This is a genomic window from Streptomyces sp. NPDC058464 (assembly GCF_042721035.1).
GTDB lineage: Bacteria > Actinomycetota > Actinomycetes > Streptomycetales > Streptomycetaceae > Streptomyces.
In genome coordinates, this window is the sequence record NZ_JBHXMA010000061.1 from 1 (window position 1) to 22,200 (window position 22,200).

Consider the following 22,200-nt stretch of genomic DNA (forward strand, 5'->3'; position numbering starts at 1 on the left):
GTCCTCGGACCGTGGGGCTCGCTCGTCGTCGGTGGACTTCGTCGGCGGGGGGCGTGTTGTCGGCGAACGTGTTGTCAGCGGACGGTGATGGCCCGTTCCGGGCAGGCCGTCGCCCCGTCCCGGGCGGCCTGCTCCAGGCCCTGGGGGACGTCGCCGTCGAGGGGCAGCGCATAGCCGTCGTCGTCGAGACGGAACAGCTGCGGGGCCGCGGCCGCGCACCGCGCGTGGCCCGAACAGGACGACGATTCGATGGTGATCTTCATTCAACCCACTCCGTTCTACGGCTTGTTGGTCGACCCCGCGTCGACGGTGAACTGCAGCCCGGTGACGTACCTCGCCTCGTCCGAGGCGAGGAAGAGGACGGCGTTCGACACGTCCCGGGGCTCGACGTACGGGGCCAGGGGGTTCATCGCGGCGAGCGCGAACAGCGGCTCGCGCGCGGCGAGTTCCTCGACCGGCACGCCGACGGTGATGCCCGTGTCGCCGACCCCGGTGGGATGGACGGTGTTCACCCGGATGCGGTGCGGGGCGAGTTCGTTGGACAGGGCCTTCATCAGGCCCACCACGCCGTGCTTGCTCGCCACGTAGTGGGCGTACGGCACATGGCCGCGGATGCCTGCGGCGGAGCTGGTGATGACGATCGAGCCGCCCTGTCCCGCCTCGATCATCCAGGGGATCGCGGCGCGTGCGGTGTTCCAGGCGCCCTTGAGGTTGACGTCGACGACGACGTCCCAGACGTCCTCGGACAGCTCCCAGGCGGTGCCGGAGCTCATGACGCCGGCGTTGGCGACGACCGTGTCGAGCCGCCCGAACTGGCTGCGCGCGGCGTCGACCGCGGCCCGCATCTCGGCGATCGAGCGGACGTCGGCCTGTACGGCGACACACCGCCGGCCGGTCTCCCGGACCAGTTCGGCGGTCTCCTCCAGTTGTTCCTTGGTGCCGAGCGAGTAGGGCAGTTCGTCGCTGATGTCGTGGCAGACGTCGGTGACGACGACGTCCGCCCCCTCCTCGGCCAGCCGCACGGCGTGGGAGCGGCCCTGCCCGCGGGCCGCTCCCGTGACGATCGCGACCTTGCCGTCGACGCGTCCCGTGGCCACCTCAGTTCTCCTTCGGCTGGTCGTTCAGGTCCGCGGCGGCCTCGCGCAGGGCGCGCAGCCGGGACCGGAGGAGTTCCCGCTCGGGCCCGTCGGACGTGCCCGGCTCGGCGAGGCGTGCGTCCGTCTCGGCGATCTCGGCGAGGAGCCGGTTGTGGGCCTCGTCGCGGGTGAGCAGGTCCAGGTCGGTCCAGTCGGACCGCTCGGACTCGGGTCGCCGGCTCACGCGGGCAGGTTGTAGAGGCGGCGGGTGTTCAGCTCCACGATCTTGTGCACCTCTTCGTCGGGTACGTCGGCCAGGACCTCGGCCGCGTAGGCGCGGGACTTGGGCCAGTAGGAGTCGGAGTGCGGGTAGTCGCACTCCCAGGTGATCCTGTCGACGCCGACGTGGTGCCGTACCTCCACGCCGAACCGGTCGTCGATGAAGCAGCCGTGGAAGTGCCGGTGGAACAGCTCCGAGGGGCGCACGCTCTGGTTGACGTTCTGGTAGAAGCGGTGCCGCTCCCAGGTGCCGTCGGCGCGCTCCAGAAGGTACGGGATCCAGCCGATGCCGCCCTCGGACAGGCCGATCTTCAGCTTGGGGTGCTTGTGCAGCACCGAGGAGAAGAGCAGGTCGGCGGTGGCGTACATGGCGTTGCAGCCGAACAGGGTGATTGTCACCGCGAACGGGGCCTCCTCGGCGGTCTTCGGCGGCTTGCCCGAGGTGCCGAAGTGCAGGCACACGGGCAGGTCGGTCTCCTCGGCCGCCGAGAACATGGGGTCCCAGTAGCCGGTGTGGAAGGAGGGCAGGCCGCGGGGGGCGGGGTTCTCGGGGAAGGAGATCGCCTTCGCACCCTTGGCCGCGGTGCGGTGGATCTCGGCGACACAGGCGTCGACGTCCCACATCGGCATGATGACCAGCGGGATGAGCCGGCCCGGTGCGGTGGCGCACCACTCGTCGAGGACGAAGTCGTTCCACGCCCGCACGCAGAGCAGGGCCAGTTCGCGGTCCTGGCCGTCCAGGAAGACATGGCCGGAGAACCCCGGGAAGGACGGGAAGCACAGGGCGCCCCACACGCCGTCCAGGTCCATGTCGCGGATCCGGGCCCCGGGGTCGTAGCAGCCGGGGATCATCTCGTCGTAGCGCGTGGGTTCGAGGCCGAACTCCTCGGGCCTCTTCCCGGCGACGGCGTTGAGGCCGATGTAGGGGTAGACGCGGTCCTCGTAGACCCAGACCTCGGCGGGGGCCCGGCCCGCGCCGCGCGGTTGCTCCACGATGCGCGGCCCGGCCTCCCGGTGTTTCGCCGGCAGCCGGTCGGACCACAGGCGCGGGGGTTCGATCAGGTGGTCGTCGGTCGACAGCAACTTCATCCATGGCTGCAACGGCATCGTGTGCTCCCTCGGTCTCGGGGACTCTCTAGCACCGGGCGCATTGTGTGCACTGAACCTGTCTCACTGGGCGGGAGAGATCGACTCAATCGGCCGTGATTCGGAGATCCTCGAAGACGGACCAACCTTCCCTAGTATCATTTAGGCTACTCTTTTCTTCTGTGGAAGGAGACCCCATGGGTCGAGTGCAGGACAAGGCCGTCTTCATCACCGGGGCCGCGCGCGGCCAGGGCCGGGCCCACGCGGTCCGGCTCGCCTCGGAGGGGGCCGACATCATCGCCGTGGACCTGTGCGCGGACATCGCCACCAACGGCTATCCGCTGGCCACCGAGGCGGACCTGGACGAGACGGTCCGGCAGGTGGAGAAGCTCGGCCGGCGCATCGTCGCCCGCAGGGCCGACGTACGGGATCCGGCCGCGTTGAAGGCGGCGGTCGCCGAGGGGGTGGCGGAGCTGGGGCGGCTCGACGCCGTGGTCGCCCAGGCCGGGATCGCCCCGCTGGGGCCGCAGCAGACCGCGCAGGCCTTCCTGGACGCCGTCACCGTCGACTTCAACGGGGTGGTCCACGCCGTCGACGCGGCCCTGCCCCAGCTGCCCGACGGCGGCTCGATCGTCGCGACCGGGTCCATCGCGGCGCTGATACCGGCGACCGTCGACAACCCGGCCAACGGGCCCGGCGGACTGGGATACTCCTTCGCCAAGCGCCAGGTGGCCGCGTTCGTGCACGACCTGGCGACGGTCCTGCTGTCCCGCCGGATCCGGGTCAACGCGGTCCATCCCACGAACGTCAACACCGACATGCTGAACAGCGACCTGATGTACCGGTCTTTCCGGCCCGACCTGGAGAACCCGACCCGCGAGGACGCGCTGCCCGGCTTCCCCGCGACGACCGGTTTCGGGATCCCCTACGTCGAGCCGGAGAACGTCTCCGACATGGTGCTGTTCCTGGTGTCGGACGAGTCGCGGTACGTCACCGGCATGCAGATGCGCGTCGACGCCGGCGGATACGTCAGGCGGCGCCCGCAACTGCCGGCGTTCTGACCCTCATGCCCCCATGTCGATGACCACCTTGCCGGTGGTGCGCCGCTCGGCCACGTCGGTCAGCGCGGCCGCGACGTCGGCGAGGGGGTGGACCCGGGAGACGAGCGGGCGCATCCCGTCCCGGACCATCCGGGCGAGCGCCCGGTCGCCCGCGGCCACCGCGTCCGGGGCGTACCGGCGCAGCATCCGGATCTCGAAGCCCCGTACGACCGTGTCCTTGAGCAGCACCAGGTTGAGCGGGATCCGCGGGATCCTGCCGTCGGCGTAGCCCACGGTGACGAACCGGCCGCCGCGGCGCAGCGCGCGCAGGGCGGCCTCCGCGTGGTCGCCGCCCACGGGGTCGACGACCAGGTGGGCGCCTTCGCCGCCGGTCAGTTCGCGGATGCGGGTCTTCAGGTCCTCGCGGACGTAGTCGACGCCGCCCTCGGCGCCCAGCTTGCGGGCGACGGTGAGCCGCTCCGGGCCGGAGGCCGCCGCCACGACGCGCATGCCGAGCCGGGTGGCGATGTCGACGGTCGCGGAGCCGACGCCGCCCGCGGCCCCGAGCACGGTCGCCCACTCCCCCGGCGTGCCCTGCCCGACGGTGGTCAGGGCGTGGTAGGCGGTCGCGTAGGTGACGTGGAACGCGGCGGCGTGGACCATGTCCAGGCCCTCGGGGACGGGGCGCAGGCCGGTCACCGGCACCACGGCCTGCTCGGCGAAGGCGCCGGTGAGCACCGCTCCGGCCACGGGTGTGCCCACCGCGGGGCCGGAGACGCCCGGGCCCAGCGCGGCGACGACACCGGCGAACTCGCTGCCCGGGGTGAACGGCAGCGGTGCGGGCACCTGGTAGCGGTTCGCGACCAGCAGTACGTCCGGGTAGTTGACCGCGGCCGCGTGCACCCGGACCAGGACCTCTCCCGGGCCGGGTACGGGGTCGTCGACTTCGATGACGGCCAGGCCGTGCGGGGGCCCGTAGTGCGTACAGCGTGCGGCTCTCATGGTGTTCTTCCGGTGGCCGGCATCGCCGGGTCCCGGGGCAGTCCCAGGACCTGTTCGGCGATGGTGTTGCGCTGGATCTCGGCGGTGCCCGCGCCGATGGTCGAGGCCCGGGTGCGCAGGAAACCCCACACCCAGCGGCCGCGCTGGACGGCGTGCGGGTCGCGGCGGCCCAGGATCCCGTAGGACCCCAGCAACTGCATGGCGAACTCGTGCAGTTCCTGCTCGAAGGTGACGATGAACAGTCGTGCGGTCGAGGAGGCGGGGCCGGGTTCGCCCTTGGCCATGATGTCGGCGATGGTCCGCATGCCGGTGAGCCGCATGATCGTCACCCGGATCTCGAAGTCCGCGAGCCGGTCGCACACCAGGGGGTCGGCGGTCGCGCCGCGTTCGTGCGCCAGCTCGACCAGCTCGTCGAGGACGCGCCGGTACCGGGCGGCCTGGTTCATCGCCCCGGCGGCGCGTTCGTGGCCGAGGCTGGTGCGGACCAGGGGCCAGCCGCCGTTCTCCGCGCCGATCCGGTCGGCGACCGGGACCCGGACGTCGTCGAAGAAGATCTCGCAGAAGTGCGCGTCACCGGTGAGGTCGCGCAGTGGGCGCACGGTCACGCCGGGGGCGTGGGCGTCGATCAGGAGGTAACTGATGCCGTCCTGGCGGGAGTCGGGGGGTCCGGTGCGGACCAGGGTGAAGAGGATGTCGGCGATGTCGGCCGAACTGTTCCACACCTTCTGGCCGTTGACGACGTACTCGGCTCGGGGGTCGTCGGGGCCGCCGCCCGCACGGCGTGCCGTGGTGCGCAGTGCGGGCAGGTCCGAGCCCGCCTCCGGTTCGGAGTAGCCCTGTGCCCAGACGGTGTCGCCGCGCAGCATGGGGCGCAGGAGGCGTTCCTTCTGCTCGGGCGTGCCGTACCTGATGAGGGTGGGCGCGGCGATGCCGATTCCGGTGCCCAGGGGGCCGGGGACCCGGGCTCGCGCGTACTCCTCCTGGTAGCTGACCTGGCGGGCGAAGGGCAGGCCCATGCCGCCGTACTCGCGCGGCCAGCTCGGGCCGGCGTATCCGGCGTCGCAGAGCGTGCGCAGCCAGTTCTTCTGCCAGGCGAGGCGTTCGGCGGGGTCCTCGGGGCGGCGGCCGGGGTGGTGCCGCGTCAGGAAGGCGCGCAGGCGGGAGCGGAACTGATCGTCGGTCTCGGCCGCGGTCATCGCGGGGCCATGCGGATGGCGCCGTCGAGACGGACGGTCTGGCCGTTGAGGTAGGGGTTCTCCAGCATCTCCACGGCCAGGCGGGCGAAGTCGTCGGGGTCGCCCAGGCGTTTGGGGTGCGGGACGGAGGCGGCGAGTCCGTCGCGGATGTCCTCGCGGAGGCGGCCGAGCATGGGGGTGTCCATGATGCCGGGGGCGATGGTGTTAACCCGGATCTGCCAACTGGCGAGGTCACGGGCGGCGACGAGGGTCATGCCGTGCACGCCGGCCTTGGCGGCGGTGTAGGAGGTCTGGCCGATCTGGCCGTCGAACGCGGCGACCGAGGCGGTGAGGACGACGGCCCCGCGGTCGCCGTCCACGATGTCGTTGCCGGAGAGGCGGGCGGCGGCCAGGCGCAGCACGTTGTAGGTGCCGATCAGGTTGACCCGTACGACCTCGGCGAAGGTGGCGAGTTCGCCGGGGGTGCGCTCGCGGTCGATGATCCGGGTGCGGTCGCCGCCGCGTCCGGCGCAGTGCACGGCGAAGCGCAGCGGACCGTGTTCCTGCGCGGCGTCGAGGGCGGCGTTCACCGCGGCCTCGTCGGTGACGTCGGCGCGGACGAAGCGGGCGGCGCCGCCGAGTTCGGCGACCGCCTTGGCGCCCTGCTCCTCGGAGAGGTCGGCCAGGACGACCCGGCCGCCGCGGTCGGTGATCCGGCGCGCGGTGGCCAGTCCGAGGCCGGAGGCGCCGCCGGTGACCAGTGCCGTGGATCCGTCGATGTTCACTCGGGTCTCCTCACAGGCCCAGGGACTTGCTGACGATGGTCTTCCGCCGCAGTTGCCGGCCACCCACCTATTCAGTATACGTAATTAGCGACCGCTGGCACAGCAGAAAGCCCAGCACGGCAAAAAGCCGCACGGGGCGTCGGTAATCAGTGTCACTAAATCAGTGCCACCAGGGGATGAGGGCGTCCAGGTGGCGGCGCATCCGGTGGCGGGCCACTCCGGCGTCGCCCTGCACGATGGCGTCGAGGATGCGCTGGTGGACGTGCCGGACCTCGTCGGCCGCCGAGTCGCCGGGCAGCGGCCGGTCGTGTCCGGAGGCGTGCCGGCGGAACAGCTCGGTGATGATGGCGAGGAACAGCGACAGCACCGGGTTGTCGGCCAGGGCCGCCAGTTCGGAGTGGAACAGGTCGGCCTTGCGGTGGTCGTCGGCCGGGCCCTCGACGGTCCAGCGGACGGCCTTGCCGAGGCGCTCGGCGACCTGCGGGGCGCCCGCGGCGTGCCGGGCGGTCACTCGGGCGACGATGCCGAGTTCGACGGCGTTGCGGACGATCCGCAGGTCGTCGGCGGTGACGCCCTGGTATTCGAGGAAGAGGGCCATCGTGTCGATGCTGGCCTGCGGCTCGGGCGCGGTGACGACCAGGCCCCCGCCGGGGCCGCGCCGCATCCGGGCGACCGAGTGGTACTCCAGGAGCCGTACGGCTTCCCGCAGCACGGCCCGGCTGATTTCGTAGCGGGCCAGCAGGTCCGCCTCCGAGCCGAGGACCATGCCGATCTGCCAGCCGCGCGCGGCGATGTCGTCGTGGATCCGGGAGGCCACCACCTCGGCGAGTTTGGCGCGCGGACCCTCGACCAGCTCGGGCTCGACCACGCTCCCCGAGATCCGCGCCCCGCGGCGTACCCGGTGCTTCTCGATCCAGGCGGCCACCGACTCCAGATGGGCCGTCAGCTCGGTCTGCGCGCGGGCCCCGTCGTCGGCGACGACGGCGTCCACGACGGCGCGGTGCTCGCGGTGCGAGGCCTCCTTCGCCGCATGCATCTCCGCCTTGGAGATCCGGCGCGAGGTGTGGGCGTAGCGGGCGGTGAGGCGGGTGAGCACGTCGATGAACAGGTGCAGCACCGGGTTGCCCGACAACTGTCCGAGCACCGGGTGCAGGGGGTCCTGCGAGTGGACCGACGGGTCGTCCCAGTGGTCGCGTTCGGAGTCGAGGGTGGCGCGCAGCGTGGCGATGCCCTCCTCGGTGATGCGGTCGGCGGCGAGGCCCGCGGCGATCGGTTCGAGCAGCCGGCGGGCCTGGAGCAGATCGGTGACGCTGGTGCCCACGTACTCCAGGTAGATCACCATGGCCCGGGTCGCCGGTCCCGCGTCGGGAGCGCAGACGATCAGGCCGCCACCGGGGCCGCGCCGCATCCGGGCGACCTGGTGGTGCTCGACCAGGCGCACCGCCTCGCGCAGCACCGCCCGGCTCACCCCGAGTTGCTCGCGCAGGTCCACCTCGGAGCCCAGCGACTCGCCGACGGGCCAGCCCCGGCGGATCACGGTCGCCTCGATGCGCTGCGCGGTCTGCGCGGCCAGTTTGCCGACGGGGGTGTCGGTCTCGCCGTCGGCGGGCTCGCGGTCGACGGCAGTCGCCATGGGCCAACTCCTCTGCGGAAACATTGCGGATCCCCAGTCTATTCAGCACCGGGTCGGGAGCCCCCGGACCGGACATCCGGCGCCGAGATCGGTTCACTGATTTCGGTACCACCTCTTGGCAACCGGGCCAGAGCCATGATTAGAGTACCCTCATTTCGAGATCGCTTGCATGAGGACCGAGGAGTCGGCGGCGATGCGGCTGGAGCCCACACCCGAACTGGAGGCCTTCCGCGGCAAGGTGCGCGCCTTCGTGGCCGAGCACGCGCCGGGCGTCAAGGCGCACGCCGGGGTACGCGCCCCCGGGCCGGAACTGATGCCGGCGATCCGGGCCTGGACCGCCGAGCTGTACGAGGCGGGCCTGCTCGGCATCGACTGGCCCGCCGAGTACGGCGGCCGGCCGGACGCGCACCCCCTGGAACCCTCCGTGGTGGCAGAGGAGATCGCCCGGGCCCGCACCTGGGCGCCGGTCGGCGCGGCCTCGCTGGCCTCGGCGGCCCTCATCGAGTTCGGCACCGACGTGCAGCGGGCGCGGTTCCTGCCCCGTATCCGCTCCTGCGACGACGTCTGGTGCCAGCTGTTCAGCGAGCCCGAGGCGGGCAGCGACCTGGCGTCCCTGCGCACCCGGGCCCGCCGCGAGGGCGAGGGCGACGACGCGGTGTTCGTCGTCGACGGCCAGAAGGTGTGGACGACCAACGGCCAGCATTCGGACATGGGTTACCTGCTCGCGCGCACCGACGCCGACGCGCCGAAGCACAAGGGCATCACGGCCTTCGCGCTGGACATGCGCAGCCCGGGGGTCGAGGTGCGGCCGCTGCGCGAGATCACCGGGACCACCGACTTCAACGAGGTCTTCCTGGACGGCGTACGGATCCCGTCGGCGAACGTGATCGGCCGGGTGGACGACGGCTGGCGGGTGGCGATGAGCAGCCTCGCCCGGGAGCGGTCCGGGGTGGCCGCGCGCGGCGTCGAGCTGTTCGCCGTGCTCGACGACCTGGTGCGGCTCGCGGAGGAGGTACCGGTCGGCGGACGGCCCGCGCTCGACGACACCGCCACCCGCCAGGAGATCGGCGAACTCGCCGCACGGGTGCAGGTGAACGCCGCGCTGATCGCCCTCGCGCAGTCGCGGATGCTGCACGGCACGGAGCGGCCCGCGGACGCCCTGCTGGGCAAGATCTTCTTCAGCGAACTCAACCACGACCTGGCCGACTTCGGCCTGCGCCTGCAGGGCACCGACGGCCTGCTCACCGAGGACGATCCGGCGGCGGTCGCGGCGGGCTGGTGGCAGGACGCCCACCTGTACTCGCGCGCGTACACGATCGCGGGCGGGGCGAACGAGGTGCTGCGGACACAGATCGCCGAGCGGGGCCTGGGGATGCCCCGGGAACCCCGCTGACCTGGCCGAAGCCCTCGCCGTCCTGGTCGAACGCGCGGCGCCCAGACCGGCGTCAATCAAATAGACCGATTGGTCGATAGAAAGTCGACTCTCCGGCCGAAAACCTGCCCGCAATATTGATTGTACCGGTCGGTCCACGTATGGTGCCCTCAATTGCGCCGCCGAGAGAACGAGGGAACCATGAGCGAGAGCATCGCCGGGACCGATGCCGCCACGGAGCTGCCGGAGCTGCCGGAGTTTCCGACGCCCCGATCGAGCCAGTGCCCGTTCGCGCCCCCTCCGGGCCTGCTCGCGCTGCACGAGACGGACCAGGACGTCATACGTGTCCGGACCTGGGACGGCACCACTCCGTGGCTCGTCACCTCGCACGCCGCGCAGCGCGAGCTGATGACCGACCCGCGGCTCAGCGCGAACATCGGTGCCCCCGGCTACCCGCACACGACGGAGGCCATGAAGGCGCACGCGGCCGAGATCCAGCCGTCGATCAACAACACCGACGGTGCCGAGCACACCCGCTGGCGCCGGATGCTGACGAATTCGTTCACCCGTCACCGGATGGAGAAACTCCGCCCGGAGATCCAGCAGATCACCGACGGTCTCATCGACAGGATGCTGGCCGGGCCCAACCCGGTCGATCTCAACGAGGCTCTGTCCCTGCCGCTGCCGTCGCTCATGATCTGCGCGCTCCTCGGCGTGCCGTACGAGGACCACGACTTCTTCCAGGAGCACGCCGGGGTCACCAACGCCCGCTTCAAGACCCCCGAGGAGGCGGCCCGGTCCGTCGCGGAGGTGCGCCGGTACATCGCCGGGCTCATCGAGGCCAAGATGGACGACCCCGGTGAGGACGTCCTCTCCGACCTCGGCGCGCGGATCAGGGAGGGGGTGCTCTCCATGGAGGAGGCCGCCCCGCTCGGGCACATCCTGCTCGTCGCCGGCCACGACACCAGCGCCAACATGATCACCCTGGGCACCGCGCTGCTGCTGCAGCACCCCGACCAGCTCGCGGCGCTGCGGGAGAACGAGGACGACCCGAAGTACGTGACCAAGGCCGTCGAGGAGCTCCTGCGCTACCTGACCATCCCGCATCTGCTGGCGCGGCGGGCGGTGCTGGACGACATCGAGATCGCCGGGGAGACCATCCGCGCCGGCGAGGGTGTCATCGCCTCGCTGCCGGCGGCCAACTGGGACCCGCAGGCGTTCCCGGAGCCCGGCAAGCTCGACCTGACCCGTACCGCGGCGCACCACCACGCGTTCGGCTGGGGTCCGCACCAGTGCGTCGGCCAGCAGCTGGCCCGCATCGAACTGCACGTCGTGTTCAGCACGCTGTTCCGTCGCATCCCGACCCTGCGGCTCGCGGTCGACGTCTCGGAGTTGAAGTTCAAGGAGGACTCCCAGGCGTACGGCATCTACGACCTGCCCGTCACCTGGTGACCGGCGCCCCGGGGAAGGAGACATCCGCGTGGCCACGATGAGATCCGTCCGGACCGGCGCGAAGAACACGGTCGACGTCGTGGAGACCGAGCGTCCGGTGCCGGGCCCGAAGGACGTGGTGGTCAGGATCCGCGCCTGCGGGATCTGCGGCACCGACACCTTCTTCGTCCAGGCGGGCGGCACGCCGTACAACGCCGACGGTTCGGTGGTGCCGCTGCTGCTCGGGCACGAGCCGGCCGGCGAGATCGCGGAGGTGGGCGCCAAGGTCACGGATCTCGAGGTCGGCGACCGGGTGGTGGTCAACCCGCAGGGCGTGCCCTCCGGCATCATCGGGTGCGGCGGCCCGCACGGCGGGATGAGCGAGTACCTGCTGCTGGAGGACGCGGAGATCGGCAGGACCCTCGCCGTCTTCCCCGACACGATGCCCTTCGACGTCGCCGCGCTCAACGAGCCGATGGCCGTCGCCCGGCACTGCGTCAACCGGTCCGGGGCGGGGCCCAGTGACAAGGTCCTGGTCTTCGGTGCCGGGCCCATCGGGCTGGGCGTCACCATCTGGCTGAAGCTGCGCGGGGTCGAGCACGTCGTCGTCGCGGACGTCATCCCCGAGCGGCTGCGGACCGCGCTGGCCGTCGGTGCCGACGCCGTGATCGACTCCTCGGTCGAGGACGTCACCGCGCGGCTGACCGAGTTGCACGGCGAGGCGGCCAACGCCCTGGGCCAGCCGGGTGCGGGCACCGACATCTACATCGACGCCGCCGGTGCCGCCGCCGTCTTCAACACCACGGTCGACGCCGCCAAATGGGGCGCCAAGCTGGTGATGGTCGCCGTGCAGAAGCCGTCCGAGGCGATCGACCTCGGCGGGATGCTGCGCAGCGAGCTGACCCTCATCGCCTCGCAGGGGTATCCGACCGAGATCTTCGAGGTGACGGCGGAACTCGCGGAGCACCAGGAGCGGTTCGCCAGACTGATCAGTCACCGGGTGCCGTTCGCCGAGGTGCACCGGGCCTTCGAGCTGGCGCTGACTCCCGGCGCCGCCGAGAAGGTCGTCGTCACCTACGACGACGAGGGGTGAGCAGCCGAGGAGGGCGGAGTCCCGCTCCGCCCTCCTCGGCGGCATCCCCGAGTCGCCTCGTCGTCACAGGAGTTCGACGATCGTCGCGTTGGCCGTGCCGCCGCCCTCGCACATGGTCTGGAGGCCGTAGCGGAGGTTCTCGCGGCGCATCCGGGTCAGCAGCCGGGTCATCAGGATGGCGCCGGAGCCGCCGAGCGGGTGGCCGACGGCGATCGCGCCGCCGAGCGGGTTGAGCCGCTCGGGGTCCGCGCCGGTCTCGGCGAGCCACGCCAACGGCACCGGTGCGAAGGCCTCGTTGACCTCGTAGACGCCGATGTCGTCGAGGGACAGCCCGGAGCGGCGCAGTACCTTCTCGGTCGCGGGGATCGGGCCGAGGAGCATGGTGACCGGGTCCGCGCCGCTGACCGCTCCGGTGTGATAGCGGGCGATCGGGGTGAGACCGAGGTCGCGGGCCCGCTCGGGGGTGGTGATGAGCAGGGCCGCCGCGCCGTCGGAGATCTGGGAGGAGTTGCCGGCGTGGATCACGCCGTCCTCCTTGAACGACGGCTTGAGCCGGGCCAGCGTCTCGGTCGACGTGCCCCGGCGCAGACCCTCGTCCGTGCCGAACTTGGTGCCGTCGACGTCGATCGGCACGAGGTGGTCGTCGAAGACGCCCGCGTCGATCGCCGCGGCGGCCTTCGCATGCGACTCGGCGGCGAACTCGTCGAGGCGGGCACGGCCGAACCCGTGGCGTTCGGCGATCATCTCGGCGCCGATGCCCTGGCTGAACTCGACGCCGTCGTAGCGGGCGATGACGGCGGGACCGTACGGCTGTCCGGTCGTCCGGTGCGAGCCGAGCGGCACCCTGCTCATGGTCTCGACGCCGCCCGCGACCACCAGGTCGTACTGGCCGGCCATGACGGCGTGCGCGGCCTGGTCGACGGCCTGCTGGCTGGAGCCGCAGGCCCGGTTGACGGTGACGGCCGGGACGTGCTCGGGCCACCCGGCGGCGAGCACCGCGGAACGGCCGACGTTGCTGGACTGGTCGCCGATCTGGGTGACACAGCCCCAGACCACGTCGTCCACGGTGCCCGGGTCGATGCCGGTGCGCTGCACCAGCGCCTTGAGCACCTCGGCCGACAGGTCCGCCGCGTGCACCGACGCCAGCGAGCCGTTGCGCTTGCCGATCGGGGTGCGTACGGCGTCGACGATGACGGCGTCTCGCATGACAACTCCTAGGTCAGGTCATTCGGGGAACGGCACGCCCCAGTCGCGGAACACGGCGCGGCTGTCGGCGCCGACGGCCGGTGCCGTGCGGCCGGGGCGGGTCGGGGTCGCCGAGAAGCGGGGGGCCGCGGCGGGCTGGAGCACGCCGTCGCGGGTGAACAGGCTGGCGCGTGCCGCCAGATGAGGGTGTGCCGGCGCCTCGGTCAGGCTCAGGACCGGCGCCACGCAGGCGTCGGTGCCCTCGAACAGCGCCGCCCATTCGTCCCGGGTGCGCTCCGCGAAGCGGTTCGCCAGCAGCTCCCGCAGCTCGGGCCAGGCCGAGCGGTCGTGCTGCCGGTCCGGGTCCACGCCGAGGCCGAGCAGTTCGACCAGGTTGCGGTAGAACTTGCGTTCCAGCGCGCCGACGGCCACATGGCGGCCGTCCTTCGTCTCGTACACGGCGTAGAAGGGCCAGCCGCCGTCGAACCGGTTGACGCCCCGCTCGTCGCGCCACTCGTCGCGGGCGAGCTTGGCGAAGGTGCTGGCGAGCAGGTGGGCGGAGCCGTCGACGACGGCCGCGTCGACGACCTGGCCCGCGCCGGTTCGCCCGACGACGTGCAGCGCGGCCAGTACCCCGATCACCAGGTAGCAGCCGCCGCCCCCGAAGTCGCCGACGAGGTTCAGCGGGATCCGCGGCGGGCCGCCCGCCTCGCCGATGGCGCCGAGCGCGCCGGTCAGCGCGATGTAGGTGATGTCGTGTCCGGCCGCGGCGGCGAGGGGGCCGTCCTGGCCCCAGCCGGTCATCCGGCCGTAGACCAGGCGGGGGTTGCGGGCCAGGCAGTCGTGCGGTCCGATGCCCAGCCGTTCGGTGACGCCCGGCCGGAACCCCTCGATCAGGACGTCCGCGCGCGCCGTGAGTCGCAGCAGTGCGTCGATCGCGGCGGGTTGCTTCAGGTCCAGTACGACCGACCGCTTGCCCCGGTCCAGCACGGCCGCCGGTCCGCCCGCGTCCGACTCGGCCTCCCGTCCGGGCCGGTCCACCCGGACGACCTCGGCCCCCAGATCGGCGAGGAGCATCCCGGCGAACGGTCCCGGTCCGATACCGCCGAGTTCGAGGACCCGGCAGCCGGCGAGCGGCCCGACCGCACCGGTCGGCGCCCCACCGCGGTCGGCGTTCTCGTCCCGGCCTGCGGTCTCGGCTCCGCCGACGGTCCCGTCCCAGCCGGTGGCCTCGGCTCCGGACGCCATCGTCAGCGGCCCTTCCAGGCCGGTGCCCGCTTCTCCGCGAACGCCGCCGCCCCTTCCCGGGCGTCCTCGGACCGGAACACCGGCTCGGCGATGTCGAACTGCCTGCCCCACGCCTCGTCCAGGGTCCAGTCGGCGGTGGAGCGGGCGATCTGCTTCGTCGCCGCGACCGCGAGCGGGCCGTTCGCCGCGATGGTCGCCGCGAGGTCGAGGGCGCCCTCCAGCGCGCCGCCCTCCTCGGTGAGCCGGTTGACCAGGCCGTGGCCGGCGGCCCGGGCGGCGCCGATCGGCTGCCCGGTCAGCAGCAGTTCGAGGGCGATGGCGTACGGGATGCGGCGCGGCAGGTGGAGTGCGGCGCCCGCGCGGGCGACCAGCGAGCGGGTCACCTCGGGCACGCCGAGCCGGGCCGTGCGGGCGGCGACGACGAGATCGCAGGCCAGCAGCAGTTCGAAGCCGCCCGCCAGGGCCCAGCCCTCCACGGCGGCGATCAGCGGCTTGCGCGGCGGGGTCATGCTGATCCCGCACAGGCCGCGGCCCTCGATCGCGGGGGTCTCGCCGCGCAGCCAGGCCTTGAGGTCCATGCCCGCCGAGAACGTGCCCCCCGCGCCGGTGAGCACGCCGACCCGCAACTCGTCCGACTCGTCCAACTCGTCGACCGCGGCCGCCACTCCTTCGGCCACCGCGGCGTCCAGGGCGTTCTTCACCGCCGGGCGGTTGATCGTGATGAGCTGTACCGCGCCTCGGCGCTCCACCAGTACCTCGTCGGACACGCCTACCTCCTCGGATGCTCGCCGGAAACGGCGAATCGGGCCAGTTCATGGGCGACCATGCCGTCCAGGTCCGCCGCGGGCGGCGCGGGGAGTTCGACGGCCCGGTCGCGGGTGGGCAGCAGGACGACGGCCGTCCCGGGGGTGGTGACCTCGCCCCGCTGGTTCTCGCAGCGCACCTCGATGTCGACCTCGGCGCGCCCGTCCGTCAGGCGTTTGCCGACGACCGTGCCGCGCACCCAGGTGGTGTCGCCGCGGTAGTTGAACCTGCGGTGCTCGCAGCGGAGTTTCCACAGCCAGCCGTCGTCGCCGATCCAGTCGGTGAGCAGATGGCACAGCCAGGTCTCGCGCATGCCGCCGTAGTCGTAGGGGGCCGGCAGGCCCAGTTCCCGGGCCCGCTCCGGCTCCCAGTGCAGCCGCTGTACGGTGTCGGGGATGTTCAGCGGGTTGGGCGGGTAGAGGCCGGGCGCCTTGCGCCGGACCTTCGCGGCGATCCCGAACGCGCCGGGCGGGGTGAGCTGCATGCCCCAGCCCAGGTGCCACACGACCACGTCGGTGGTGGTCAGCGGCCCCTTCACGCGGGGCTGGAGCTCGTCGCCGATCTCGACGTCCTCCCAGTACCGCGGCTCGGCGCCGCGCCGGGTCTCGGCCGCGTACGCGCCGTCGATCGCGGCCAACTCACCTTCGGTGTAGGGCTGTTGGACGAGCTGTTCCTTGGCCCGCCGCTTCGAGGTGTGCCGCTCCGCGTTGATCCAGGTGCCCCGCCGCAGCGCGTGCATCTCGCCGCGTCCGTTGGCGTAGAGGTAGTCGTTGACCACGTGGGCGGTGCGGCCGCCGAAGCGGCTGGGTTTGAGGTCCGCGCCCACCTGGGTCTGCAACACCCGGCAGCGGTCGCCGCGTTGCAGCGGCCGCCACCACTCGAACTCCATCACCGCCTGGTAGGAGCCGAGCCCGGCGAAGGGGTCGCCCTTGAGCAGCGCTCTGGTCTCGGGGTCGGGCGCCGGGGCGGCGTCCTCGCCCATCGTGTAGAGGAAGGTGGGCGGTGCGATCAGTGCGCCCCAGCGGGTACCGGCCGCGTAGTCGGGATCGCAGTACAGGGGGTTGTCGTCGCCGTACCCGTAGGCGAAGTGGCGGGTGGCGTCCCAGGTCACCTCGTAGTTGTGCGGCGGATTGCGCTGGGGCCGGGGGATGCCGAGGCGGCGCCGGGAACGCTCGACGGCGTCGTCGGTCAGGACACCGAACCGCTCCTCGGTTTCCGTCATCGCTGTTCCTCCTCCTTCAGTTCCAGCCGGTCCCGGACCAGTCCCAGCAGCTCCACCCGGCTGACCTTGCCCGAGGGGGTCCGGGGCAGTCCGCCGAGGACGACGATGTGCGCGGGCACCTCGTAGGGGGTGAGCCGGCCCCGGCACAGGGCGACAAGTTCGGCGGGGTCCGGGGCGGGCCGGGCCGGTTCGGCCTCGACCGCCGCGACCGGCACCTCGCCGAGCCGCACGTCCGGCAGTCCGGCCACGGCCGCCTCCCGTACGGCAGGGTGCGACTCCAGGACACGGCGGACCGTGTCCGGCTGCACCTTGAAGCCGCCGCGGATGATCGCGTCGTCCGCGCGTCCCTCGATCCAGACGAACCGGTCGGCGTCGATCCGGGCGAGGTCGCTGGTACGCGCCCACACCCTGCCGCCCTGCGTGCTCTGTTCGGTCCTGACCTCAAGCCGACCCGTCCGGCCGGCGGGCAGTTCCGCGCCGTCCTCGCCGGCCACCCGCAGTTCGACGCCGTCGAAGGCGCGCCCGGCGCTGCCCGCCTTGTGCCGCCACCACCGCTGGTGCAACGGCAGCGTCCACCCGGCCACGGCTCCGGCGAACTCGGTCGCCCCGTAGGTCATCAGGACGGGCACGCCGTAGGTGCGGAAGAACGCGTCGGCGAGTTCGGCCGGGCAGGGCGCGGTGCCGGAGGTGACGACCTGCAGGCTCGCCAGGCGTTCCTTCGGCACCTTGGCGTCGAGGACGGCGCGGATCGCGGCCGGCACCAGGCTCGCCGCGCGCAGCCCGTGCCGCTCCACCGCGCTCGTCCACGGTTCGACGGCGAACCTGGGCATCAGCAGCATGCGGCGGCCGGTCGCGAGGCAGGCGAGCGCCCGCCACAGCCCGCCGATGTGCACGAGCGGGCTGGACACGAGCGAGGCCGACGCCGACAGCAGGCGCTCCGCTCTCGGGGTCTGCCCGCCGGAGACGAGGGCCTGGTCGAGCTGGCCGATGCGCAGGTGGACGCGTTTCGGGGGGCCGGTGGTGCCGGAGGTGAGCATCTCCACGGCGACGCCGGGGTTGGCCGGGGCGTCGGCGGGAGCGGTGCCGCCGGCGGGCTTCACCGAGCCGTCCGGGCCGAGTTCCAGCGCCGCGCCGTGGGCGGTCACCGCCTCCGACACGCCTGGGCGGGCCAGTGGTTCGGCGCCGGCGACCACGACGGGCAACGCACAGCGGTCGACGTCGGCCGCGAGCCGCTCGGCGGGCTGCAACGGGCTCAGCATCACCAGGCAGCGCCCGGAGGCGATCACCGCGGCGACCACGGCGACGTGCTCGGGCCGGTTCTCCAGTACGACGCCGACCCGGCCGCCGGACGGCAGGCCCGCTTCGTCCAGCAGCGCCACGACACCGCTCGCGGTCCTGCGGACCTGTCCCCAGGTCCACCACTCGCCGTCGTACTCGATCGCCTCGGCCTCGGCGGCGGCTTCGCCGAGCAGCCGGGTCAGGCGGTCACGGATTCCCACGTGCTCGGCCTTTCGTCGCCTCGGGCGCGGTGATTCCCACCAGCCCGGCCAGCCGTCGACGGTGTGTCGCCGGGCTGCCGAAGAGCTGTTCGGAGGACTTCGCGCGTTTCAGGTGGAGGTGCGCGTCGTGCTCCCACGTGTAGCCGATGCCGCCGTGGATCTGGATGTTCTCCTTGGCCGCGTGGGTGTAGGCGTCCGCGCAGCAGACGGCGGCGACCGCGGCGGCCGCGGACAACGGCGACTCGCTCGACTCCCCCGACTGCAGCGGGTTCGTCGCCGCCACGGACAGCGCGTGGTACGCCGCCGAACGGGCCGCCTCGACCTTCAGCAGCATGTCGGCGCACTTGTGCTTGACCGCCTGGAAGGAGCCGACGGGCCGGCCGAACTGCACCCGGACCTTCGCGTACGCCACGGCCGCGTCCAGACACGCCTGCGCGCCGCCGGCCTGCTCGGCGGCGAGGGCCACCACCGCGAGGTCGGTCACCCGGCGCAGGTACGCTGTGGTGTCCGCGGCCTTGGGGCCGACCGGCTGTGCCAGGGCGCCGTCGAGGTCGATGCGGGCCAGGCGCCGGGTCGGGTCGAGCGTCTCCAGCCGGGTCCGGGTCACTCCGGGCGCCGTACCCTCCACAGCGAACAGCCGGGGGCCGGTGGCCGCGCGAGCCACGACCAGGATGAGGTCGGCGCTGTGGCCGTCGACTACGAACATCTTCGTGCCCGACACCCGGTTGCCGGCACCGCCCCTGTCGGGTACGGCCCCGGCCCGCACGTCGTCGACGTGCCACGACCCGCTCTCCTCGGCCAGCGCCAGCGTGCCGGTCAGCGAGCCGTCGGCGATGGCCGGCAACCAGCGTGCCTTCGCCGTATCGTCGCCGGAGACCGCGAGGGCCTGGCCGGCCAGGGCCACGGTCGCGAGGTACGGGGAGGGCAGCAGGGCCCGGCCCAGTTCCTCCAGTACAAGGCCCAGTTCGACGGGGCCGCCGCCGAAGCCGCCGTACTCCTCGGGCAACGCCAGCCCGAGCAGCCCGAGTTCGTCCGACATCCGCCGCCACAGCGCCGGGTCGTATCCGTCCGCGGACTCCATCGAGCGGCGCACGGCCTCGCTCGGCGCCTTGTCCGCCAGGAAGCGGCGCAGCGTCGCGCGGAGTTCCTCGTGCTCCTCGGTGAAGGTCGGTGCCACGTCTCTCCCGTCCTCGGCCGTCACCGGGGCGTCTTCGACCGCAGGTAGGCGGCGAAGTCGGGGATCCGGGTGCGGTCCACGATCTCGATGCGGATGCCGGAGGGGGCCAGGTGGTAGGCGAAGACGGACGGTTCGCCGTCGATCAGCGCGCAGGCCTCGGGGGCGAAGCCCGCTTCCGTCAGCCGTTTCGACGTCGTCGCCAGGTCGTCGCAGAAGTAGCCGAGGTGGTGCGTGGCGTTGTGTTCGGCGGCCGTCCACGGTGTGCCGGGGATCTCCTGGACGAGTTCGATGTGCGGAGCGTCCAGGGAGTAGGCGTAGCGGAGGTTCAGCACCCGGTCGCCGTCCGCCAGCCGGACCGGGAGGTGCGCGGACATGGTCCCGGTCCACCGGTACCCGGCGACCTCGCTCATCCGGGCCTTCCAGGCGTCCACGTCGTCGACCACGATCCCGGTGTGGTAGAGGTCCGCCGCTCGCAGGGGGTGTGTCATGGCCGGTGCCTCACCACTCCAGCCGCAGCGACTTGATGCCGTACATGTTGCCGTGCTGCCACAACTCCTGGCCGGGGGCGACCCGGTAGTCGGGGATGCGCCGATGCCATTCCTCGACCGCCACGTTGAGTTCGAGGCGGGCGAGGTGTGAGCCGAGGCAGCGGTGCGGGCCGGAGCCGAACGCGATGTGGTTGGTGGCCTTGCGGTGCAGGTCCACCGCCGTCGGGTTCTCGTACCGCTCGGGGTCGCGGTTGGTGACCGCGAGCGGGAGCATCACCATCTCGCCCGCCCTCACGGGGCAGCCGCCGATCTCGACGTCCTGGGCCGCCTTGCGCGCCGGGACGACGAACGAGTAGACGCGCAGGATCTCCTCGACCCCGGTCGGGATCAGCGAGGGATCGGCGAGGATCTCGGCGCGCTGCTCCGGGTGCGTGGCGAAGTGGTACAGCGCCCAGCCGATCGAGATGGGCACGGTGTCGAAGCCGGCCTGGAACATCAGGACGCAGAAGGCGTGCATGTCCCGGTCGTCGATCGGTTCGCCGTCGATGGTCCAGGTCATGGCGTGCGAGAGCAGGTCGTCCAGGGGCGTCCTGCGGCGCCGGGCGATCTGTTCCTCGAAGTACGCCGACACCTCCCGCATGGCGGTCAGCTGCCGGGCGCCGTCCGGGTCCTCGGCATGCGAGAGGTGCAGCAGTTCGCGGGTCCAGGCGAGGAAGATCGGCAGGTCGTCCTCCGGCAGGCCCATCATCCGCATGAAGATCAGGGTCGGGAAGCGGCGCGCGAACTCGTCGAGCACGTCGGCGCCGTCGCGGTCCTCGAGCGCGTCGATCAGGTCCGCCGCCGTCCGGCGGACCTCCGGTTCGCGGGCGGCCACGGTGCTCGGGGAGAAGTAGCGGCCGAGGAGGCGCCGCCACACACTGTGCGTGGGCGGGTCCAGCATCTCGGGGATCCACAGGAACTTCGGGTCCGGTTCGAGCGCCGTCACCGACCTGCTGGAGAAGGTCCGCCAGTCCTGGAGGGCCTCCTGCACGGCCGGGCCGTCCGTGACGACCCAGAAGCCGCGCGCGACGGTGCTGCGGAACCCGCCGTGGGTGCCGGCCATCTCGTCCCAGCGCTCCTGGTGGCTGAGGACCGGTCCGCCGAGCCGGTTGTCGAAGTGGTAGGCGGGCGTGCCCTCGTACGTCCCCTCGGACTCGTCGAGTGTCGTCCCCATCACGGCTCCTTTCGTCGCACGTCCGTCAGGTCTCGTCGTGCGTCCGTCGGGTCTCGTCGTACGTCCGTCGGGTCTCGTCGTACGTCCGTCACGTCGCCGCGCCGTCGATCTTGAGGGCGATCAGCTCGTCGTCGCCGAGGCCGAGCGAGCGCAGGACCTCGTCGGTGTGTTCCGCGAACTGCGGTGCCCGGGTGAGGGTGGCGGGGGTCTCGTCGAACTGGACGGGGCTGGCGACCAGTTCACGGTCGACTCCGTCGGCGTCCACGACGGGGGCGATGAGACCGTTGGCCCGCAGGGCGGGATCCTGGCCCACCTCCCAGGCGTTCTGCACGGCCGACCACTGCCCCTCGCCCCGGGAGAGGATCTCCGCCCACTGGGCGTAGGAACGCGAGGCGATGAGACCGGCGACCAGCTCGGCGGCCTCGGCCGCGTTCGCCATCAGCTTCTCGGTGCTGTCGAACCGCTCGTCGCCGCTCAGCTCCTCGCGGCCGGCCAGCTTGCAGAACTCGGCCCAGTAGCGGCCCGGTTGCAGCATCGACAGTTCGATCCAGCGGCCGTCGGCGGTGCGGTAGGCGCCGATGAGCGGGTTGGTGGCCGAGCCGTACCGTGGCTGGGTCTTCACCGGGAGCGGGCCGCCGGTCAGCAGTGCGAGGTTGACGGTGAACTGGGTCGCCCAGGCGCCGACCCCGATCAGGGACACGTCCACGACGGACGGTTCGCCGGTGGTGGCCCGGGAGTAGAGGGCGGCGGCGATGCCGCCGGCGATGGTCATGCCGCCCATCGAGTCGCCGTAGGCGCCGGCCGGCATCCGGATCATGCGGTCGGCGGCGGGCGGGGTGACACCGGCGGCGCTGCCGCCGCGCGCCCAGAAGGCCGTGCTGTCGTAGCCGCCCTTGTCGGCTTCTTCCCCGCGGGCTCCGAAGCCGCTGCCCCGGACGTAGATGATGTCGGGGTTGATCGCCCGGACGTCCTCCAGCTCGATCCGCAGCTTCTTCCGCGCCTCGGGCAGGAAGTTGGTGAGGAACACGTCGCTGGAGCGGATGAGCTCCTCAAGGACGGGCCGCGCCGAGGGCTTCTCCAGAGCGAGGCCGACGCTGCGCTTCCCGCGGTTGGGTCCCTCCATGATCGGGAAGAACGACGAACCCTCGCTGGCCGCCTCGTACCCGAGCACCCGCACCAGCCCGCGCTGGGCGTCGCCGCGTTCGGCGTGCTCGATCTTGATCACGTCGGCACCCCAGTCGGCCAGTACGGCACCCGCCGCCGGGACGAAGGTGAACTGCGCGACCTCAAGCACCCGCACGCCCTCCATCGGCCTCTGCATCCGACCAGACCTCCCCGACCCCGCTCCTGCGCACACCCGCTATTGCGCATACCCAATCGGCTATCAGTGGG

Annotated in this window: 21 protein-coding genes; 4 read left to right on the forward strand and 17 right to left on the reverse strand. The window is 72.3% G+C overall.

Annotation, left to right across the window (positions count from 1 at the left end):
* Window positions 1–74: 74 nt before the first annotated feature.
* The 4 genes from ACFWPQ_RS46680 to ACFWPQ_RS46695 are packed head-to-tail and all read right to left on the reverse strand — an operon-like array spanning window position 75 to window position 2,462.
* Window positions 75–263: a ferredoxin gene (locus ACFWPQ_RS46680; protein ID WP_384049783.1), complete on the reverse strand. Its 189-nt coding sequence runs from the start codon at window positions 261–263 to the stop codon at window positions 75–77.
* A gap of 15 nt (window positions 264–278) precedes the next feature.
* On the reverse strand, window positions 279–1,097 hold the full coding sequence (locus ACFWPQ_RS46685; protein WP_384049786.1) for a mycofactocin-coupled SDR family oxidoreductase: 819 nt from the start codon (window positions 1,095–1,097) through the stop codon (window positions 279–281).
* Window position 1,098: 1 nt separating this feature from the next.
* Window positions 1,099–1,320: a hypothetical protein gene (locus tag ACFWPQ_RS46690; protein ID WP_384049789.1), complete on the reverse strand. Its 222-nt coding sequence runs from the start codon at window positions 1,318–1,320 to the stop codon at window positions 1,099–1,101.
* The gene (locus ACFWPQ_RS46695; protein ID WP_384049791.1) at window positions 1,317–2,462 is read right to left on the reverse strand and encodes an amidohydrolase family protein; all 1,146 of its coding nucleotides are present in this window, start codon (window positions 2,460–2,462) and stop codon (window positions 1,317–1,319) included. Before ACFWPQ_RS46695 ends, ACFWPQ_RS46690 begins: the two co-directional genes overlap by 4 nt.
* A 176-nt stretch (window positions 2,463–2,638) precedes the next feature.
* Between ACFWPQ_RS46695 and ACFWPQ_RS46700 the strand changes: the two genes are divergently transcribed.
* A complete protein-coding gene (locus ACFWPQ_RS46700) occupies window positions 2,639–3,502 on the forward strand; it encodes a mycofactocin-coupled SDR family oxidoreductase (RefSeq protein WP_384049794.1) in 864 nt (287 codons plus the stop codon).
* Window positions 3,503–3,505: 3 nt separating this feature from the next.
* Here the strand turns inward: ACFWPQ_RS46700 and ACFWPQ_RS46705 are convergent, their stop codons facing one another.
* The 4 genes from ACFWPQ_RS46705 to ACFWPQ_RS46720 form a co-directional block, all read right to left on the reverse strand.
* On the reverse strand, window positions 3,506–4,483 hold the full coding sequence (locus ACFWPQ_RS46705) for an NADPH:quinone oxidoreductase family protein (RefSeq protein ID WP_384049797.1): 978 nt from the start codon (window positions 4,481–4,483) through the stop codon (window positions 3,506–3,508).
* Entirely contained in the window at window positions 4,480–5,679 is a 1,200-nt protein-coding gene (locus ACFWPQ_RS46710) for an acyl-CoA dehydrogenase family protein (protein WP_384049799.1), read from the reverse strand. Before ACFWPQ_RS46710 ends, ACFWPQ_RS46705 begins: the two co-directional genes overlap by 4 nt.
* Window positions 5,676–6,443, reverse strand: a complete 768-nt coding sequence (locus tag ACFWPQ_RS46715) for an SDR family NAD(P)-dependent oxidoreductase (RefSeq protein WP_384049802.1) — start codon at window positions 6,441–6,443, stop codon at window positions 5,676–5,678. Before ACFWPQ_RS46715 ends, ACFWPQ_RS46710 begins: the two co-directional genes overlap by 4 nt.
* Window positions 6,444–6,603: 160 nt before the next feature.
* Window positions 6,604–8,076 carry a FadR/GntR family transcriptional regulator gene (locus tag ACFWPQ_RS46720; protein ID WP_384049805.1) on the reverse strand — a complete coding sequence of 491 codons (1,473 nt, stop codon included), beginning with the start codon at window positions 8,074–8,076 and terminating at the stop codon, window positions 6,604–6,606.
* Between the two features lie 169 nt (window positions 8,077–8,245).
* Here ACFWPQ_RS46720 and ACFWPQ_RS46725 point away from each other — a divergent pair, with 169 nt between their 5' ends.
* From ACFWPQ_RS46725 to ACFWPQ_RS46735, 3 genes are all read left to right on the forward strand, one after another.
* Entirely contained in the window at window positions 8,246–9,469 is a 1,224-nt protein-coding gene (locus tag ACFWPQ_RS46725) for an acyl-CoA dehydrogenase family protein (protein WP_384049808.1), read from the forward strand.
* Between the two features lie 180 nt (window positions 9,470–9,649).
* A complete protein-coding gene (locus ACFWPQ_RS46730; RefSeq protein WP_384049811.1) occupies window positions 9,650–10,900 on the forward strand; it encodes a cytochrome P450 in 1,251 nt (416 codons plus the stop codon).
* A 28-nt stretch (window positions 10,901–10,928) separates the two neighbouring features.
* Entirely contained in the window at window positions 10,929–11,972 is a 1,044-nt protein-coding gene (locus tag ACFWPQ_RS46735; RefSeq protein WP_384049814.1) for a zinc-binding dehydrogenase, read from the forward strand.
* Window positions 11,973–12,035: 63 nt separating this feature from the next.
* On the opposite strand, the gene ACFWPQ_RS46740 is transcribed toward ACFWPQ_RS46735, so the two are convergent.
* The 9 genes from ACFWPQ_RS46740 to ACFWPQ_RS46780 form a co-directional block, all read right to left on the reverse strand.
* Window positions 12,036–13,178 carry a thiolase family protein gene (locus ACFWPQ_RS46740; RefSeq protein ID WP_384049817.1) on the reverse strand — a complete coding sequence of 381 codons (1,143 nt, stop codon included), beginning with the start codon at window positions 13,176–13,178 and terminating at the stop codon, window positions 12,036–12,038.
* Between the two features lie 18 nt (window positions 13,179–13,196).
* Window positions 13,197–14,405 carry a CaiB/BaiF CoA transferase family protein gene (locus tag ACFWPQ_RS46745; protein ID WP_384049820.1) on the reverse strand — a complete coding sequence of 403 codons (1,209 nt, stop codon included), beginning with the start codon at window positions 14,403–14,405 and terminating at the stop codon, window positions 13,197–13,199.
* 2 nt (window positions 14,406–14,407) lie between these two features.
* On the reverse strand, window positions 14,408–15,172 hold the full coding sequence (locus ACFWPQ_RS46750) for a crotonase/enoyl-CoA hydratase family protein (RefSeq protein WP_384049823.1): 765 nt from the start codon (window positions 15,170–15,172) through the stop codon (window positions 14,408–14,410).
* Between the two features lie 2 nt (window positions 15,173–15,174).
* Window positions 15,175–16,431, reverse strand: a complete 1,257-nt coding sequence (locus ACFWPQ_RS46755; RefSeq protein ID WP_384049826.1) for a MaoC family dehydratase N-terminal domain-containing protein — start codon at window positions 16,429–16,431, stop codon at window positions 15,175–15,177.
* Entirely contained in the window at window positions 16,428–17,930 is a 1,503-nt protein-coding gene (locus tag ACFWPQ_RS46760; RefSeq protein WP_384049827.1) for a class I adenylate-forming enzyme family protein, read from the reverse strand. The genes ACFWPQ_RS46755 and ACFWPQ_RS46760 overlap by 4 nt, the downstream gene beginning before the upstream one ends.
* Window positions 17,917–19,107, reverse strand: coding sequence for an acyl-CoA dehydrogenase family protein (locus ACFWPQ_RS46765; RefSeq protein ID WP_384049829.1), 1,191 nt, complete (start codon window positions 19,105–19,107; stop codon window positions 17,917–17,919). The genes ACFWPQ_RS46760 and ACFWPQ_RS46765 overlap by 14 nt, the downstream gene beginning before the upstream one ends.
* 20 nt (window positions 19,108–19,127) lie before the next feature.
* Window positions 19,128–19,595, reverse strand: a complete 468-nt coding sequence (locus ACFWPQ_RS46770; protein ID WP_384049832.1) for a VOC family protein — start codon at window positions 19,593–19,595, stop codon at window positions 19,128–19,130.
* Between the two features lie 10 nt (window positions 19,596–19,605).
* Entirely contained in the window at window positions 19,606–20,808 is a 1,203-nt protein-coding gene (locus tag ACFWPQ_RS46775) for a cytochrome P450 (RefSeq protein ID WP_384049835.1), read from the reverse strand.
* An 88-nt stretch (window positions 20,809–20,896) separates the two neighbouring features.
* The gene (locus ACFWPQ_RS46780; protein WP_384049838.1) at window positions 20,897–22,129 is read right to left on the reverse strand and encodes a CaiB/BaiF CoA transferase family protein; all 1,233 of its coding nucleotides are present in this window, start codon (window positions 22,127–22,129) and stop codon (window positions 20,897–20,899) included.
* Window positions 22,130–22,200 lie beyond the last annotated feature (71 nt).